Raw genomic sequence first — 16,993 nt, forward strand, 5'->3', positions numbered from 1 at the left:
TCGTTGGACGCGGGCAACCGGTTACTTTTACGGTGTGGGCATGACTGGCAAGGGGGGACGTCTCGCGACGTGGCGGTCTCGTCTGCCCGTGGTCGCGGTGGTCGTCGCGTGCGTGGCCGGGGTCGTCGCCGCCGTGACCGGGGCCGCGAACCCGGTGAGCGCCGTGCAGTTCCTGTTGCCCGGCCACTGGGTCTACAACTCGGCGCTGCAGTCGGTGTTCCACGTGGACGGGTCGACGGGGAACGTGGACGCGCGCGCGAACGTGCCCGGCGGCCCCGGCGACCAGGTCTTCCAGGGCGACACGAGCGGGTACGTCGTCGGCAGCTCGCGGATCACCGAGTTCGGCAAGTCCAGCCTCGAGGTGGCGGACACGACCGCGCCGCCGTCGCGGGAGAAGCCGGTCGGGGTGGAGACCGCGGGCGGGCCGTACCTCGTCTACCGGGAGGACGGCCAGATCGTGCGGCTCGGTGACCCGAGCGCGGTGCTGTCGCTCGGCGGTCCGGTCGGCGTGCCGGTGGCCACCGACGACGGCACGCTGTGGCTGCCGCGCACCAGCGCCGGGATCCTGTGCAGGCTGCCGAAGGACGCCACCAGCGTCGCCTGCCCGGTGGCGCTGCCGAAGAACCACGAGGGCGCGCTGTCGGTCGTCGGCAGGCGGCTCGTGTTCGTCGACACGACCGCCGACACCGTGCACGTCGTGGACCGCGACGGGCTCGGCGCGGGGCACGACCTCGGCGTCGACGCACCGGACGACGTGCGCCTCGCCGGCACCGACGTCGGCGGCAAGCTCGCGATGCTCGACGGCGAGCGGATGCACCTCGTCGACGCCGGGCTCGACGGCGAGGTGGACGAGCCGGTGACCGTCGACCTCGGCGAGGGCGACTACAGCGGCCCGGTCTCGACCGGCTCGGTCGTCGCGGTCGTCGACAAGACCACGGGCACCCTCGTCACGTTCGACGCCGACGGCGGCAACCGCCAGGCCAAGAAGCTGCCCGCCGAGAAGGGCGAACCGCGGATGACCCGCGGTGAGGACGACCGGATCTACGTCGACGGCGACGAGGGCACGCACGTCGTGGTCGTCGACCGGGACGGCGGGTTCGCCGACGTGCCGATCACCGAGGACAGCGGCAAGGGCGCGAAGCCCCGGCCGACCGGTGGCGGCGACCCGGACGCGCGGGTGTCGGTGCCGCCGAAGCCCGCCGACGAGGAGCCGGAGCAGGACCCGCCGCCGAAGCAGGACCCGCCGCGGCAGCAGGAGGAGAAACCGGAGCCGCCGGCGCGGGAGACCACGCCGCCACCACCCCCGCCGGAGGTGCCCGCGACCCCGCCGGGCGCGCCGACCGGGGTGTCCGCCACCGCGGGCAACGGGTTCGCGACGGTCAACTGGGGCCCGGCGCCCGCCAACCGGTCCGCCATCACCTCCTACCGGATCACGTGGGCGGGTGGCTCGACCACGGCCGGGCCCAACGCCAGGACGCTGCGGATCCCCGGCCTCGCCAACGGCACCACCTACTCGTTCGCCGTCGCCGCGGTGAACGGCGTCGGCACGGGCCCGTCGGCCGCGTCCAACCCGGTCACCCCGGTGGCACCCGTGCGGCCGGCGAGCGCGCCGACCGACGTGCGGGTGGACTGGGACCCGGGGACCCGCACCGCGACCATGACGTGGGCGCCGCCCGCGGACTACGGCGGCGGCACGCCGGGTGGTTACTACGTGACCGGTGAGGGCTGGGGCGAGTCCAGCGTCGGCGGCACCACGTGGACCTTCGACAACATCCAGGCGACCGGCACGCTCACGTTCACGGTCCGGGCCCGCACCACCGACAGCGCGGGCCGCCTCGTCGAGGGCGCGACGGCGACCGCGACCGTGGAGGCCGGGTCGGCCGGCTCGGTGACGGTCACCAAGGGCACCCCGACCGAGGACTACTGCGGGGTGTACGACGCGTGCGCGTGGATGGCGATCACGCTGGACGGGCTGCAGCCCAACACGACGTACACGCTGATGCCGCACTCGAGCGACCCCGAGTACGGCAACCCCGGCGCGGGTGTGACGACCGACGAGAACGGCGACTACTCCACCGAACGCTTCGCTTACGCGGGCGTCGGCCACACTGTCTGGGTCACGGCGACGTCGGAGGCCGACGGCACCGTGGTCCGGTCGAACGACTACGTCTGGGAGGCTGGGTGACACACCCCACCGCCGGTCAGGTGTACGAGCTGATCGCGGCCAACGTGCAAGGTGTGATCCGGGGGAAGCCACAGCTGGTGCGGCTCGCGGTGGCCGGGCTGCTCGCCGAGGGGCACCTGCTCATCGAGGACGTGCCCGGCCTCGGCAAGACCACGCTCGCCCGGTGCATCGCCCGCAGCATCGGCGGCTCCTACAGCCGCATCCAGTTCACCCCCGACCTGCTGCCCGGCGACATCACCGGTGTGCAGGTGTACCGGCAGGGCGCGGAGGAGTTCGAGTTCCGGCCGGGCGGCGTCTTCGCGAACGTGGTGCTGGCCGACGAGATCAACCGCGGCACGCCGAAGACGCAGTCGGCGCTGCTCGAGGTGATGAGCGAGCGGACCGTCACCGTCGACTCGGTCCGGCACGAGGTGCCGAGGCCGTTCCTCGTGGTGGCCACGCAGAACCCGATCGAGATGGAGGGCACCTACCGGCTGCCGGAGGCGCAGCTGGACCGGTTCCTCATGCGCCTGTCGGTGGGCTACCCGAACATCGAGTCCGAGGTCCTGGTGATCATGAGCGACTGCGCGGGCATCGGCCCGGACGAGCTGTCGCCGGTCGTCGACATCCCCATGCTGCGGCAGGCGGTCGCCGAGGTGCGGTCCGCCCACATCGACCCGGCGGTCGTCGAGTACGCGGCCCGGCTCACCGCCGCGACCCGCACGCACGCCGCGCTGCGGTACGGCGCGAGCCCGCGCGGCAGCATCGCGCTGGTGCGTGCCGCGCAGGCGGTCGCCGCGACCCACGGCCGCGGGTTCGTCACCCCGGACGACATCAAGGAGGTGGCGAAGCCCGTGCTGGAGCACCGGCTGATCCTCACCTCCGAGGCCGAGCTGAACCAGCGGGCCACGAGCGACATCGTCGACGAGGTGCTGGCGGCGATCCCGGCGCCGTCGGTCGGCTCCTCGGTGGCGTAGTGCCCCGGCTGACCCGCCGCGGGTGGGCGGTGCTGGCGGCGGCTCTCGTCGCGTACGCGGCCGGGGAGTGGCTGGGCTTCCCGATCCTGCGCGCACTCGCGGGCGCCGCGCTCGGTGCGGTCGCCGCCGCGCTCGTCGTCACCGCGCGCAGGCCGAGGGTGGCCGTGAGCCGCGAGGTCTACCCGGACCGGGTGCAGCGCGGCAGGCCCGCGTTCGCGCGGCTGCGCGTGCACAACGACTCGCCGCGCAGGCACGGTGGCTTCACCGCGGGCGACCGGGTCGGCGGCGGTGGTTTCCACGCGGTCGCCGTCCGCCCGCTCGCGCCCGGCGCGGACGCGGTCTACCACTACGAGCTGCCAACGACCCGCCGCGGCCGGTTCCAGGTCGGCCCGCTGACGCTGGAACGCGTCGACCCGCTCGGCCTCGGCCGCAGCCGCCTCACCACCGGCGACACCACGACCATGTGGGTGCACCCGAAGACGTACCCGGTCCGCGCGCTCGTCGCCGGGCACCCGCGCCACCACCACGAGGGCCGCACCACCGACGACTCCCTGCACGGTTCGCTGGACCTGCGGGACGTGCGCGAGTACGTGATCGGCGACGAGGTCCGGCACCTGCACTGGAAGGCGATCGCGCGCACCGGGCGGCTGATGGTCCGCGACTACGTGGACCCCAACCAGCCGCGGTTCACCACGCTGCTCGACACCCGCGCCGCGCTCGCGCCGGCCGACGGGTTCGAGGAGGCCGTCGACCTGGCGGCGTCGCTGATGAACGCGGCCGCCGACGCCGGCTACTGGTGCCGGTTCGTCACCAGCTGCGGGGTGGACCTGAAGCTGCGCGGCGGCCCGCAGGCCGTGCGGCAGGTCCTGGACGAGCTGTGCGAGCTCACGCAGGACACCGCCACCCCGCCGCTCGTCCCCGTGCCCCTCACCCGCGCAGCCGACCGCGGCGGCTCGCTCGTCGTGGTGCTGGCGAGCGCGCACCAGCAGGACCTGGCGGCCGTCGCCGCGCTGCGCCCGCACTACGCGTCGACCGTCGTGATCACCCTGGCCGGCGGGGCGCACACCGGTGTGGACGTCCGCATCCCGGGTGTCCGGGTGATCAGGGCCCCGAACGCGCGCGGCGCCACCCGCCGCTGGAACGTGTGGGTGAACGAATGACCTCCCGTGCCGCCGTCCTCGCCGTGCTCGTCGCGGCCGCGGGGCCCGCGCTGCTGTTCACGCCCGTGTTCGGGCTCGTGCCGCTGCTGCTGCCGCTCGGCCTGGTCGTCGCGACCGGCTTCGTCGTGGCCGAGGCGGCCCGGCGGTGGCCCGCGCTCGCGCCGTGGCGTGCGCTGCTCGCCCTGCTTGCGGGGCTGCTCGCGTTGTCCGAGGCGCTGCTGTTCCCCACCACGGTCGGCGGGCTGCCGACCGGCGACACCGTCCGCGCGCTGGTCGCCGGGCTCACCGACTCGTGGCAGTTGACGCTGCAGTCCACGTGGCCCGCACGCCCGGACGCCGAGCTGGTGCTGTTCGTGCCGCTGGCCGCGCTCGCCGCCGCCGTGCTGGCGGTCGAGCTGCTGGTCCGGCTGCGGTGGCCGCTCGTGGCGCTGCTGCCGGGGCTCGCGGTGCTCGGCCTGAGCCAGGCGTACGTGGCGCTCACCGGTCTCACCGCGATGCTCGCCGGGTTCGGCTTCGCCGTGCTGGCGGCCGTGCTGCTCGCGACCGTCGACGGCGAACCGGGCACCGTCACCGCGCCGTCCGGTGGCAGGCGGCGGTTCGTGGCGGTGGTGCTGGTGGTGCCGACGCTCGTGCTGAGCGTGCTCGGCGCGGTCCTCGGCGCCGCGTTCGACCCGGTCGACCGGGACACCTACTCGTTGCGGGACAAGCAGTTCGTGCCGCTGCCGCCGGACCGGGTGGCGAGCCCGCTCGACGAGCTGACCGACCGCGTGCTGCACCCGGACGAGGAGGTCTTCACCTACTCGACCGCCGCGCCGGTCGACCGGTGGCGGCTGGTCGTGCTGGACGAGTTCAACGGCGTCACGTGGACCCCCGGCGTGCGGCCGAGGCGGCTCGGCACCGTGCTGCCCGCCCCGCCGGTGACCCGCCCGACCGAGCACCGCGCGCACGTCACCTACCCCGCCGCGGACGGGCCGTGGCTGCCGAGCCAGCCGCTGCTCGCGTCCGTGACGGGGCTGGCGCCGCTGGTCGACGAGACGTCCGGGACGCTGCTCGCGCCCGGCCGCGAGGGCACCGCGAGCTACGACCTGTCGTGGTGGGAACCGACCGTGGCGCCCGAGGACCTCGGCGCCGCCGCCATCGACCCGGCCGCCCGCACCGGCTTCGGCGGCCTCGGCCAGGTGCCCGGCGAGATCGTCGAGCTGGCCGAGGAGGCCGTGCAGGAGGACCGGCCCGCCTTCCAGACCGCGCTGGTGCTCGAACGGTGGCTGCGGGAGAACTACGACCTCGCGACCGGCGCGGACCTGCCGAGCGGCAGCGGGTGGCCGCAGCTGGTGACGTTCCTGACCGACACGAAACGCGGCACCACGGAACAGTTCGCCGCCGCGTACGTGGTGCTGGCGCGCATCGTCGGCATCCCGGCGCGGATCGCCGTCGGGTTCCGCGCGGACGGTGCGGGCGAGGACGTGGTGGTGCGCAACGGGGACGCGCTCGCGTGGCCGGAGGTCGCGGTCGCGGGTATCGGCTGGGTGCCGCTCGACCCGGCGGGCGCACCGAACGGGTCCGGCAAGGAAGCGAAGGGGCTCGCCGAGGTGGCCGCCAAGGCCCGCGAGAACCTGCCGCCGCCGGCGGACGTGCGCGACCCGGAACTGCCGGAGGACGACCAGGCCGCGGCGGAAGGCGGCGGGGGCGGCGGGTTCTCGGTGCCGGTCGTGCCGGTCCTGGTCGCGGTCGGCGCGCTGCTCCTGGTGTGGCTGGCCGGTGTGCCGCTCACCAGGACCGTGCGCACCCAGGTGCGCAGACGACGGCCCGGCGCGCGGTCCGTGGTCGGCGCGTGGGCAGAGGCGCGGGACCGGTTGCGTGCGCACGGCATGCCGTACACCCCGGGCATGACCGTGCGGGACCTGGCGGGTGCCGTGGCATCCGACCAGCCGGTGGCGGCCGGCCTGCACCGGCTGGCGGCCGCGGTCGACACCGCGCTGTGGTCGAAGCACGGCCCCGGTCCGGGCACGGCGGACGAGGCGTGGTCGGCGGTCAAGGCCGTGCGTGGCGGGCTGGCCCGTCGTCCGTGGCGGGCACGCCTGCGGGCGGCGCTGGACGTCCGGTCGTTGCTGCGTCCCTAGCGGGCACCGCGGAGCACGGCGAGTGCTTCCTGCTTGCCCTGCTCGTCGGCGGGCACGGCCACGTACTCGCACGCCGCCATGTGGCGCAGGAACTCCGGTTCCGGCGCGATGCCGTACCGGTCGACGTAGTACCGCAGGCCGCTGTTCCACAGCCACGTCCCGTCGGTGCGGGACGTCATGGGCACCACGTTGCCGCGGCTGCGGTCCACGCGGTCGACGTCGAGGCGGCTCACCCGGCGGACCGTCGTGCCCGAGTCGAGGAACCGCACGACCAGCTCGCGTTGCTCGTCGGACAGGCGTGGGTGGTCGGGGGCGAAGAACGGTTCCCCCGCCTCGTCGACGCCGTCGAACAACCGGGCCCTCTTCACGGTGTCTCCTCGCTGGTCGCGGGCACGCGGGGGCGGAACGTGCGCATCTCGCCGTCCGGGGGCGCGCCGGTGAACACCTCGAGCATGCCGGAAGACGGGTTCGCGGGCCCGTCCGTCACCACGCCGGGCGCGACGGACACGTCGGCGCCGAGCAGGTCGGCGGTCCGCTGCAGGTAGTCCGCCGACAGCGTGCCGTCGATCGCGACGCGGACCGGTTCGCCCGGCGTCCACCGGCCGCCCTCGGTGACCAGGTCGACCAGCTCGTCCGGCCACAGGCGGGCGGTGATCGTGTGGACCGGGCGGACCGGGTCCGGCCCGACGTCGACGGTCGGGACCGCGAGGACCACGTCCTCCCGGTCCGGGTAGTAGTGGCTGCCCGACGGCAGCGGTCCGGGGCCTGGCCGGGCCGGGGTGCTCGCCCGCCCGCTGCCCGTGCCGCTCCCGGGGGCCATGTCCACCACCTCGCCGGACACCTCACCCGGCGCGAGCAGGCCGGCAGGAACGAACTTCCGCCACACCCCGTCCGGCGGCGAGTGGTAGACCGGGTCACCGTAGGCGTCGGCGCCGACCTCGGTCGCGACGAAGAAGTCACCGTCCTCGTCGGACACGGCGATCTCGGTGGGCGCGACCACCGGCACGCCCAGCTCGTCGGCGAGCCGCTGCGCGAACCCGTCGTCGAGCTGCCCGGTCTCGCAGGAGAACAGCCAGATCGGCTGCCCCTGCCACGCCGGGTCGTTGCGGACCAGCGCGGCGAGGTCCTGTTCGGTGAGCGGCCTGCCGAGGAACGTCACCTTGTCCGGGTGGCCGTGGATGTCCACTGTGTACATCCCGGGCTGCGCGGGCAGTTCCAGCGCGTCGCGGATGATGCCCGTGTCGTTCGGGTCGTGGAAGGCGCGGCCGCCCGGGGTCTCGATGCTCTGCGCGTAGATCTTCCGCAGCTTCCCGCTGAGCTTCTGCCCCGGCGCCTGGCCGTGGTCGCTGCGCGCGCTGCCGGGCTTCTTCGCGTTGCCGAGGAGTTCGTGGTCGGCGGGCATGGGGGTGCCGTCCTTCACCAGCTCCTGGTACGCGGCAAGGAGGTTCGACAGGTCGAGCTGCGCCTGCGCCAGCAGGCCGGGCTCGGCGAGCGTGCCCTGTCGTTGCCTGGTAAGGAAGTCCCGCACGCGTTCGGCCTGGACGTTGAGGCGGCGCAGCCCGTCGAGCCGCGCGTTGGTCAGCGACCACGGCCGCGGGTCGCGCAGCATCGACTCCCGCTCGTACGCGGTGATCGCCCGCACGTGGTCGGGATAGGCGGCGTCGCGGCGGTCGAGCGCCGTCGGCACGGCGGGCGGGGTGGGCGCGGGCGCCTCGGCGATGGGGGTGCCCGCCGCCTTCGCCCGCGCCGCCGCCTCGATCCGCCGCGTCCAGAACTCGAGGTCGAACTTCCGCCGCTCCTCGGCCTGCACCGCCTCCACGACCCGGGCGGCCGCGCGGTCGGCGAGCACCTTCTCGTCGACCGCGAGCTGCTCGGCCCGCCGCATCAGGTACCGCAGGGTCGCGCTCAACGCCACGGCCGTCGACACGGCGCCGATGACCACACCCGTGGCGGGCAGCGTGAACGGCAACCCGGGGACCGCGAGCCACGACGTGCCCTGGTCGAACGCCACGGAGGCCCCGACGGCGACGGTCTCCATGGCGACGGCCTGCTTGAGACCCAGCTTGCGGAAGGCCTTCTTGTCCTGCTGCCCGGCGGGTCGCTGTGCCGGGTCGTTCGAGGCCGGTGGTGTGCTGAGCGCGAGGTGCGTGGCCCGGCTCGGCGCCGACCCGTGCACCCGCTGCGCCGCCTCGGCCTGGTCGAGCCGCGCGTTGACGTCGGCGAGCAGCCCGGTCAGCCGCGAGTGCTCGAGCTGGACCTGCTCGGCGACCGTGCCGGTGGCGTCGAAGGCGACCTGCTCGAGGATCTTCCCGTACTCGGCGCGGGTGAAGTCGCGGTCCAGGAACGTCGAGACGAGCGTGCCGATCAACCCGCGCGTGGTCCCGAGCGCGGCGGCGTCCGCCGCGGCCACCATGCCCTTGGCCAGGATGTCCGAGGCCGCCTGCCCGGTCTTGCCCGCCGCCTCCTGCTGCGCGCCGGTGACCTTGCCGCCGTAGTCGGCGAGGCCGCGCGCGACGTCACCGAGCGAGCCGGGCGCGGCGTTGGCGGCGAAGTGCCGCACACCGGGGTCGGTCACCTCGTTCTGCCGCACGGGGATCGCGAGCGCCCCGGTCTGGTTCGGCGTGCCGCCCGCGAGCCGCTCGAGCCGGTCGAGCACCTTGTGCAGCTCGCCGGCGAACTCCTCGTCGAACTTCGCGGCGACCTCGTCGGCGGTGCGGAACTCGTTGTCGATGGCCTTCCACTCCATCGGCACGATCCGCTTGCGCAGGTACCCCTCGACGAACGGCCCGAACGCCGCGGCCAGGCCCGCGACGCCCCACTGCGCGGCGGCGGTCCAGATCGGCAGCCCGAGCGGCAGGAGGGTGGCGACCGCGGCCCCGCCGACCAGCCCCGGCACGCCCCGGAACAGGAACCGCTGTCCGTACGACTGCACCATCGGCGGCGCGGCCCCGGGCGCGGGTTCGGCGGGGCCGGTGGCGGCGACGTCGACGCCCGCCGCGCCGGTCCGTTCGAGCAGCGGGTCGAGCAGCTGCTTGCGGCGCAGCGCGGCCTCGTGCTCGCGGACCTTCCCGAAGTACCCGTGCCCGGCGTCGACGAGCTGTTTCTCGTGCCACCCGTAGCGCTTCTTGATGAACGTGCCCGCGATCCCGCTCCCGAGCGTCATGGCCGCGACGGCGAGCGCGGGCAGCGGCGCCCCGGTGGCCGCGATGGTGGCGGACGCGGCGAGGCCCGGCGCGACCTCGGCGGCGAGGTGGTGGCGGAAGGAGTGCCATGCGGGGTAGCCGGTCAGCTCCCGCGCCCAGCTGGGCCGCCGCGACCCGGCGGGGGCGTGCCGGTCGAGCAGCGCACGGGTCTCGGGCGCGGCCGCGGCGATGCGCTGCTTGCCGCCACCGGCGTCGGCGTGCACCCCCATGTCCTCGACGAGGGCACGCATCTCGGCGGTGAGCCTTCGCCTGCGGAGCAGCCGGACCTGGTTGCTCTTCTCGGCGAGCGTGCGGTCGAGGTGCCGCAGCTCGGTCTGGCGCCCCTCGTCGTGCGCGGACCGCTCGGCCCGGCCGCCGGGGTGGTGGGCGCTGGTGAGGACGTCCTCGCTGACGTCGTTGCCGGCCAGCCGCGCGGACAGCTGCCCGAGCGCACTGGCGACGGCCCGGTCGATGTGGACCCGGTCGAGCCGCGAGGACACCCGGATGATCGGCGAGGCCCCCTGGCGAACGACGACCTCGGCGGGGTTCCCGTCGGCGGTGTCGCCGGACATGACCCGGACCGGGAACCGCGACCCGTCCGCACGGGTGACGGTGAACCGCCCGTTGCCGAGGTTCCGCACGGTGACCCCGGCGTCCTCCTGGACCCGCGACATGGCGATCCGCGCCTCGGTCCGCACGACGAACTCGTCCGGCGCCCGCTTCGGATCGGCGGCGAACCCGGAGCGGGGCACGGCGCGGACGGGGTGCGTGCCGGACTGAGCGGCCCCGGACCGCGCTGACCCTCTGGCGGGCCCGTCCGCGGTGTGGTCGTCCGGGGCGTGGTGGTCCGGCCCGTTCGGCCCGTTCGGCCCGTTCGGCCTGATGGGACTGCCCGGCCGCCGCACGGTCGCGTGCGGGTCGTCGTGGAAGTGGCCGGGCTCGCTGACGGGCCCGCCGTCGGTGTAGTGGCGCCGGCCGACGTTGGTCGTGACGTCGTGGAGCACGAGGTCGCAGTTCATGCAGAACGGCGCCGATCGCACCCCTTCCCCGCGCATGAACTGGACGTCGGCGATGAAGTCCCCCGGCACGGCCCCGGGATGCCGGTGCAGCCCCTCGTTCACGGCACGCACCTCGGCGTGCGAGAACAGGTCCGGCGGGTAGGGCGTCGGCTTCCGCACCGGTTCGCCGTCCGGCGTGGTGTCGACGTTGCCGTCGTTGTCGAACTGGAGGTACCCAGCCGGGTCCAGCCGCCCGCGGCGCTCCTTGAGCAGCTCGTGGACCTCGTCGTCGGGCGTGGCTCCGTTGACGGCCTCGAACACCTCCCCGGTCATCGCGTTGACGACGACCGCCACGGTGTTCCCCGTCCGGTTCCGGTTCTGCCGGACCGTCTTGCCCTTGGCGTTGGTCGTGAACTCGTGGTTCAAGGCGACGTTCGGCCGCTGGAACGGCGGCGTCCCGAACGGGATCGCGGGCCGCCCCGAGTCCGGGCGGGTCGAGTCCTCGTACCGCTGCGCGTTCCAGTACTGCTCGGCCCGCATCTCGGCGAGCCACCGCAAGGCCACCGCGACCGGCGCATCGTCGACCATCGTGATGCGCCCGGAAGCGTCCCGCGTGAGCCGCTCCTCCGCGAAGGTGCCGAGATACGAGGGTTTCGCGCTGACGGGCCGCATCGGCGTCGCGTCCGGCTGCGGCTCCGGCCGCGCAGGCGGCCCGCCGACGCGGGTGTGCGCAGGCGCGGCCTTCGGGGCCCGTGGTGTCGCGGGTGCGCTCGGGGCGGCGGCCTGCGCGGCGGCGGCCTGCATCGCCGCACCACCGGCCACCACCACGGGCCCGGCCGCCGCCGGACTCGCGGGGGATTGAGCCGGGCTGACCTGGGCGTTGACCGGGCGGCTGTTGTCGGCCGGGCTCGGGGTGCCGGTGTGGCCGGTGCCCGCGGTGCTGGTTTGGCTGGTGGTCGTGGTGCCGGTGTGGGTGGCGGCTGCGGTGCTGGTTTTGCTGGTGGCTGCGGTGCCGGTTTGGGTGGTGCCCGCGGTGCCGGTTTGGGTGGTGCCCGCGGTGCCGGTTTGGGTGGTGCCCGCGGTGCCGGTTTGGGTGGTGCCCGCGGTGCCGTTTTGGGTGGTGCCCGCGGTGCCGTTTTGGGTGGTGGTCGCGGTGCCCGGGCCAGAGGACCCGGCGCCTGCTTCAGCGGGCTGGGCGTTGGCAGGGTGGCTGGTGTCGGCCGGAGTCGGGGTGCCTGTTTCCGAAGTCGTGGCGTGCGGGCCGGTTTCGGTCTGGGTCGGGGTGCCTGCTTCGGCGGGCTGGGCGTCGGCCGACCGGCCTGGCTGGGCCTGGGACGGGGCTCCCGCTCCGGGAGACTGCGTGTCCCCGTCCTGGAGACCGTCGGCCTTGGCGGATTTCTGGCCGGTCCTCGTCTGGTCGGCTTGCGGGCTCGACGTGCTCGTGGTGTGCACGGGCGCACCACCCATCGCGCCGACGGGCTCGCTGCCGCCTCTCGCGGAGCCGGTCCCGGTGGTGGTTTCGTCCGACCGCGCGCCGACGTTCGTGTCGGCTCCGGTGCCCGCGTCCGCTCCGCGCCCAGGGCTCGATCCGGCCACGTCCGTTCCGGAACCCGCGCCGCCTCCGGCTTCCGCGCCGGTGCCCGCGCCCGTCCCGGCATCGGCGCCCGCTTCGGCGTGAGTGCCAGCCCCGGCATCGGCGCCCATTCCGGCGCCTGCATCACTTCCCGCCCCGGCATCGGCGCCCGCTCCGGATCCGCTTCCGGCTCCGGTCCCGGCGCCCGCATCGGTGCCCGCTCCGGCTCCGGCGCCCGCTCCTGCCGCAGCGTCGGCGCCTGCGCCAGCGCTCGCTTCGCTTCCGGTGCCAGTGCCCGCATCGGTGCCCGCCCCGGCTCCGGCCCCAGCGTCGGCGCCTGCGCCTGCTTCGCTTCCGGTGCCAGCGCCCGCGTCAGTGCCCGCTCCAGTCCCGGCTCCCGCTCCAGCCCCAGCGCCTGCGCCGTCGGCCGCTCCGCTTCCGGTGCCTGCCCCGGCATCGGTGCCCGCTCCGGTCCCGGCGCCCGCGTCGCCTCCGGCTCCCGCTCCAGCCCCAGCGTCGGCACCAGCGCCCGCTCCGGCTCCGGCACCCGCGTCGCCTCCGGCTCCGGCACCCGCGTCGCCTCCGGCTCCGGCACCCGCGTCGCCTCCGGCTCCGGCGCCCGCGTCGCCTCCGGCACCTGCACCTGCACCTGCACCTGCGCCTGCGTCGGCTCCGGCTCCGGCGCCCGCGCCAGCTCCGGCGTCAGTGCCCGCGCCGGACCCAGCGCCCGCCCCCGCGTCTGCTCCGGCTCCTGCCCCCGCGCCCGCGTCAGCCCCGGCATCAGCCCCCGCGCCAGACCCAGCGCCTGCATCCCCTCCCGCGCCCGCACCACCGGCTCCAGCCCCGGAACCACCCTGCCCACCGTCGCTCGAAGGATCCCCGGCCAGCTGACTCTCGCCGGGCCCGCCGCCATCAGGCCCGTCGTCGTCCGGTCCGCCGTCGACGGGTCCGTCCGGGCCCGCGATCCGGTCCGCGAGGTTGTCCGCGACCGCCTGCCCGCCGGGGTTCATCTGCTGAACGGCGTCGATGGTCATCGACCGGGGGGCGCCCATGATCGCCGCCGCTGCGCCGTTGTCCTTGACGGCGTTGAGGTACCCCTGCGGATTGGTCAGCGCGGCGAGGTTGTCGTGGTTCTCCACGATGTAGCCGGCCGTCGGGGACGTCACCGCGTTGTTCGCCGCCGAGCCGACGCCCGCCGCCAGGTTCTGGGCCATGCTGTCCGGCATCACCTTGCCGAACGCCGCGTTCGCGGCCTTGCCGACCGGCGACGTCATCTTCCCGATCGGCTCGCCGATGACCCCGCCGACGGCACCGGTCACGGCTGCCTTGCCCAGTTCGCCGAGGTCGAACTTGTCGCGGTTGCCGGTCGCCATGCTGATGCCCTGCGTGGCGGCGTTGACCACCGCCTCGTCGAAGGCCTCCTTGCCGACCTCGATACCGAGGTGGGTGAGCCCGCTGACGGCCCTGGACAACCCGTTGGACGCGACGCGGCCGGTCATCGACGTGATCATCGAGACCAGGCGGCCCGCGACACCGCGCGCGAGACCCATGGCGAGGAAGCCGCCGCCGGGGAGCAGGGACAGGGCGCCGAACAGCACGGCGTTGACGCCGATCTCCACCCAGACGTTGATCTTCGCTTCCTTGACCTGCTGCCCGTACTGGTGCACGCCGTCGCCGAGGCCGCGCATCGCCTCCGCGAGCTTGCGGTAGTACTCGGCCTGCGGAGCCAGCGCCTGCTGGTACTTGACGCCCGCGTCGTCCGTCCACGCGGCACCGAAACTCCCCGCGGTGCTCTCGATCGCGCCCGCGGCGGCGTCGACGTCGGCGGCGGCCGCGTGCCAGACCGCGGCCAGCTGGAAGGCGATGTCCTCGTCGTCCGGGGGCCAGACGCTGTCGACGGTCATGTCCTTGACCGTCGCCCACAGGCCCTGCGGGTCGTTCGGCTCCGGCATCCCCATGGCGTGCCTGCCTTACTTCCCGTTCACCCTGAACCGCTGCGCCTGCTGCTGGTCGGTCTTCACGTAGTCCTGGACCGCCGCGTGGCCGTCGGTCACCAGCTCGTCCACGCGGGTCTTCACCGTCGTCATGCCGTCGACGATCTGCTTCTCCGCCGGGTTGTACTGCGCCGCGAGCGCACGTCCCATGGGACCTTTGCCGAGCTGGCCGCTGAGCGCCATGATCTGGTCCAGCTTGGGTTTCCACGCCCCGTCGAGCGTGCTCTGCGCGGTGCCGACGGCCGTCACCAGACCGTCGGTCTGCGCCGGGTACATGTCGATCCCGGCGCCGTTGAGGTCGATGCCCGGCTCGTTCACGCCCCCCACAGCCGCCGCCCCCGGGTCTGCTCCGACTCGAGCACGTGCAGTGCCGGGTCGAACTGCGGGTCGACGTCACCGCGGAGCGGCAGCAGGCTCTTCGCGAGGTCGGCCGCCTTCGTGCCCGCCGCCTGGGCGGCGTCGCGGACGGTGCGGCGGATCGTGTCCGCCAGCGCGCCGGAGTCCTGGTCCCGGTACACCCTCGGGTCCAGCTCCAGGTCGAGCAGCTCACCCCGGCCGCTCACGACCGCGGTCACCAGCCCGTCGTCGGAGTACGCGGTGGCGCGGACGTCGTCGATGCCGTCGCGCAGCGCGCGGACCTGTTCGCCGATCCGCTCGTACTCGGCCAACCGCCCGGTCAGGCCACCCGGCAGTGACTCCATCGCAGCACCTCCCGCGTTCGCGTCCGCCCCAGCCTGGCCGGTGCGCCCGCCCGCGCGAGCCGCGTTGACCGCTTCCGGCCACGCCGTCCGGGGATTCGGTGCCGGGCAAGGAGGATCGGCCCATGAGCCGACTCGGAGCCACCGCGGTGGCGTGCCTCGTGGCGGCCGCCCCGCTGCTCGCCCCGGCACCGGCGGTCGCGGCGCCGCCCGCGGGCGCGTGCCGTGCCACCGACCCGCCGCAGGGCGTGATCAGCGAGCTGCCGTGGGCGCAGAAACTCCTGGACCTGAAACGAACGTGGCCGCACAGCACCGGCGCCGGTGTCACGGTCGCGGTCGTCGACTCCGGAGTGGACGCCGACCACCCGCAGCTGCGCGGGAAGGTGTTGCCGGGCAGGGACTTCTACCTCGTCGGCGGGCTGCCGGGGAACTTCGACTGCGGTTCGCACGGGACCGCGGTCGCGTCGATCATCGCCGCGAAGGCCGCCGAGGGCGTCGGATTCCGCGGTGTGGCGCCGAACGCGCGCATCCTGCCGGTCCGCGTCACCGACCGCGAGCTGTCCGACGGCGGCAACCCGGTGCCGATCAACCCGGACGCGGTCGCCACCGGCATCCGCTACGCCGCCGACCACGGCGCCAAGGTGATCAACCTGTCGCTGTCGGGCTACGGCGACTACCCGGTGATCCGCAACGCGGTGCGGTACGCGCAGTCGAAGGACGCGCTGCTGGTCGCCGCCGTCGGCAACCGCGCGGACATGGGCGCGGTCCCGTCGTTCCCCGCCTCCTACGAGAACGTGCTCGGCGTCGGCTCGATCGACATCGAGGGCGGGCGGGTCGACAGCTCGCAGACCGGCCCGTACGTCGACCTCGTCGCACCGGGGAAGGACGTGGTGGGCGCGTCCCGGGTGCGCGGTCACGGCTACTGGACGGGCACGAGCTTCGCGGCGCCGTTCGTGGCCGCGACCGCCGCGCTGGTCCGGTCCGCGTGGCCGGAGCTGACCGCGGCGCAGGTCGCCGACCGTCTCCTCGCGACAGCCGACCCGGCCCGCGGCGGCACGGGCAGCCTCGAGTACGGCGCGGGCATCGTCGACCCGTACCGCGCGGTGACCGAGGACCTGAGCGACCGCGACCCCGTCGTGCTGCCCGCGATCTCCCCGGCCCCGCCGGACCAGGACGCGCTGGCGGACGCGGCGTGGTGGTCGCGGATGAGCGTCAGCGCACGGATCACCACGGGCCTCACCGCGCTCGCGATCCTCGTCGCGGTCGTGCTCGCGATCGCGTTGCCGCGCGGCCACCGCAGGCGCTGGGCACCGGCACGCACGGCACCGCTGCCCGCGACCCGCACCGCGGACGAGACCCCGGACCAGGTCTACCTGTTCCCCGCGCGGTGACGACGACGAACAGCCCGGACGTCACCGCGACGTCCGGGCTGTTTCCCGTGGGGCTCAGACGAACCGGCCCACGTTCCTGCTGACGCAACCGCGGTAGCCGCCCTCGCAGGCGTCGATCGCGGACTCGGTCTGCGTCAGCGCGTCGGTGGCCCGCTGCACCCAGTTGTCGCTCTGCTGCACGCGGGAGAACTTCGCCATGAAGTCGTCGCTCTCCCACGCCGCGCTCTCCGTGCCCTTGGTGAAGGACATGGTGTCCGCCGCCAGCTCGGCGAGCTTGCCCTTCGCGATGGCGATGTTCTCGCGCAGCGACTGCAGGTCGCCGTACTTGGCGGAGATAACGCCTGCGTCAACCATCTCGTCTCCTCCTGTGTCCTGGTCAGACGCCGGCTCAGGCCAGCGCCGAGCCCTTCAGCGCGCTGAAGAGCTGACCGTTCTCCTGGTCCTGGCCGACGGTGTCCCGCATGGCGAGGTCGGTCTGCTCGGTGACGTCCGTGCCGTCGAGGCGGATCCGGTCCTGGTCCTCGTGCAGCAGCTGGTAGAGCGCGCCGAACGCGTTCTTGGCCTCGCCCTTCCACCTGCTCTCGATGTCCAGCCAGATGTTCATCAGCATGTTCATGGCGTCCTGGCGACCGGACGCGGTGTCGTGGCCGAGCTGAACGCCCTGCGTCACGCCTGCCGTATCGAGATGGACTTGCTCCATCGACTGCTCCCTCTCTCACACGCGGTCTGGGCCGCA

The 16,993-nt window shown here is 74.4% G+C and carries 11 protein-coding genes; 5 read left to right on the forward strand and 6 right to left on the reverse strand.

The features are described from left to right. Window positions 1–40: 40 nt before the first annotated feature. The 4 genes from ACYQ77_RS00050 to ACYQ77_RS00065 are packed head-to-tail and all read left to right on the forward strand — an operon-like array spanning window position 41 to window position 6,421. Window positions 41–2,185, forward strand: coding sequence for a fibronectin type III domain-containing protein (locus tag ACYQ77_RS00050; protein ID WP_459706125.1), 2,145 nt, complete (start codon window positions 41–43; stop codon window positions 2,183–2,185). Next, window positions 2,182–3,141 carry an AAA family ATPase gene (locus tag ACYQ77_RS00055; RefSeq protein ID WP_459706126.1) on the forward strand — a complete coding sequence of 320 codons (960 nt, stop codon included), beginning with the start codon at window positions 2,182–2,184 and terminating at the stop codon, window positions 3,139–3,141. The genes ACYQ77_RS00050 and ACYQ77_RS00055 overlap by 4 nt, the downstream gene beginning before the upstream one ends. Beyond that, window positions 3,141–4,301: a DUF58 domain-containing protein gene (locus tag ACYQ77_RS00060; RefSeq protein WP_459706128.1), complete on the forward strand. Its 1,161-nt coding sequence runs from the start codon at window positions 3,141–3,143 to the stop codon at window positions 4,299–4,301. Before ACYQ77_RS00055 ends, ACYQ77_RS00060 begins: the two co-directional genes overlap by 1 nt. Next, a complete protein-coding gene (locus ACYQ77_RS00065; protein ID WP_459706130.1) occupies window positions 4,298–6,421 on the forward strand; it encodes a transglutaminaseTgpA domain-containing protein in 2,124 nt (707 codons plus the stop codon). The genes ACYQ77_RS00060 and ACYQ77_RS00065 overlap by 4 nt, the downstream gene beginning before the upstream one ends. Here the strand turns inward: ACYQ77_RS00065 and ACYQ77_RS00070 are convergent. Genes ACYQ77_RS00070 through ACYQ77_RS00085 form a run of 4 tightly spaced genes read right to left on the reverse strand, consistent with a single transcriptional unit; the run spans window position 6,418 to window position 14,869 of the window. Beyond that, window positions 6,418–6,789: a hypothetical protein gene (locus ACYQ77_RS00070; RefSeq protein WP_459706132.1), complete on the reverse strand. Its 372-nt coding sequence runs from the start codon at window positions 6,787–6,789 to the stop codon at window positions 6,418–6,420. The two genes, ACYQ77_RS00065 and ACYQ77_RS00070, sit on opposite strands and share 4 nt — an antisense overlap. Beyond that, complete coding sequence (locus ACYQ77_RS00075) at window positions 6,786–14,132, reverse strand: WXG100-like domain-containing protein (RefSeq protein ID WP_459706133.1); 7,347 nt, start codon at window positions 14,130–14,132, stop codon at window positions 6,786–6,788. The genes ACYQ77_RS00070 and ACYQ77_RS00075 overlap by 4 nt, the downstream gene beginning before the upstream one ends. A gap of 12 nt (window positions 14,133–14,144) precedes the next feature. Continuing rightward, window positions 14,145–14,486, reverse strand: a complete 342-nt coding sequence (locus ACYQ77_RS00080) for a hypothetical protein (RefSeq protein WP_459706135.1) — start codon at window positions 14,484–14,486, stop codon at window positions 14,145–14,147. After that, entirely contained in the window at window positions 14,483–14,869 is a 387-nt protein-coding gene (locus ACYQ77_RS00085; protein ID WP_459706137.1) for a YbaB/EbfC family nucleoid-associated protein, read from the reverse strand. The genes ACYQ77_RS00080 and ACYQ77_RS00085 overlap by 4 nt, the downstream gene beginning before the upstream one ends. Before the next feature lie 122 nt (window positions 14,870–14,991). Between ACYQ77_RS00085 and mycP the strand changes: the two genes are divergently transcribed. Further along, window positions 14,992–16,257: a type VII secretion-associated serine protease mycosin gene (mycP, locus tag ACYQ77_RS00090; RefSeq protein WP_459706138.1), complete on the forward strand. Its 1,266-nt coding sequence runs from the start codon at window positions 14,992–14,994 to the stop codon at window positions 16,255–16,257. 54 nt (window positions 16,258–16,311) lie between these two features. Here mycP and ACYQ77_RS00095 read toward each other — a convergent pair whose 3' ends face one another. Together ACYQ77_RS00095 and ACYQ77_RS00100 are read right to left on the reverse strand one after the other, a co-directional pair. After that, the gene (locus ACYQ77_RS00095; RefSeq protein ID WP_459706140.1) at window positions 16,312–16,611 is read right to left on the reverse strand and encodes a hypothetical protein; all 300 of its coding nucleotides are present in this window, start codon (window positions 16,609–16,611) and stop codon (window positions 16,312–16,314) included. A 34-nt stretch (window positions 16,612–16,645) separates the two neighbouring features. Further along, a complete protein-coding gene (locus tag ACYQ77_RS00100) occupies window positions 16,646–16,957 on the reverse strand; it encodes a hypothetical protein (RefSeq protein WP_459706142.1) in 312 nt (103 codons plus the stop codon). Window positions 16,958–16,993 lie beyond the last annotated feature (36 nt).

The organism is Actinophytocola sp. KF-1 (genome assembly GCF_054661535.1).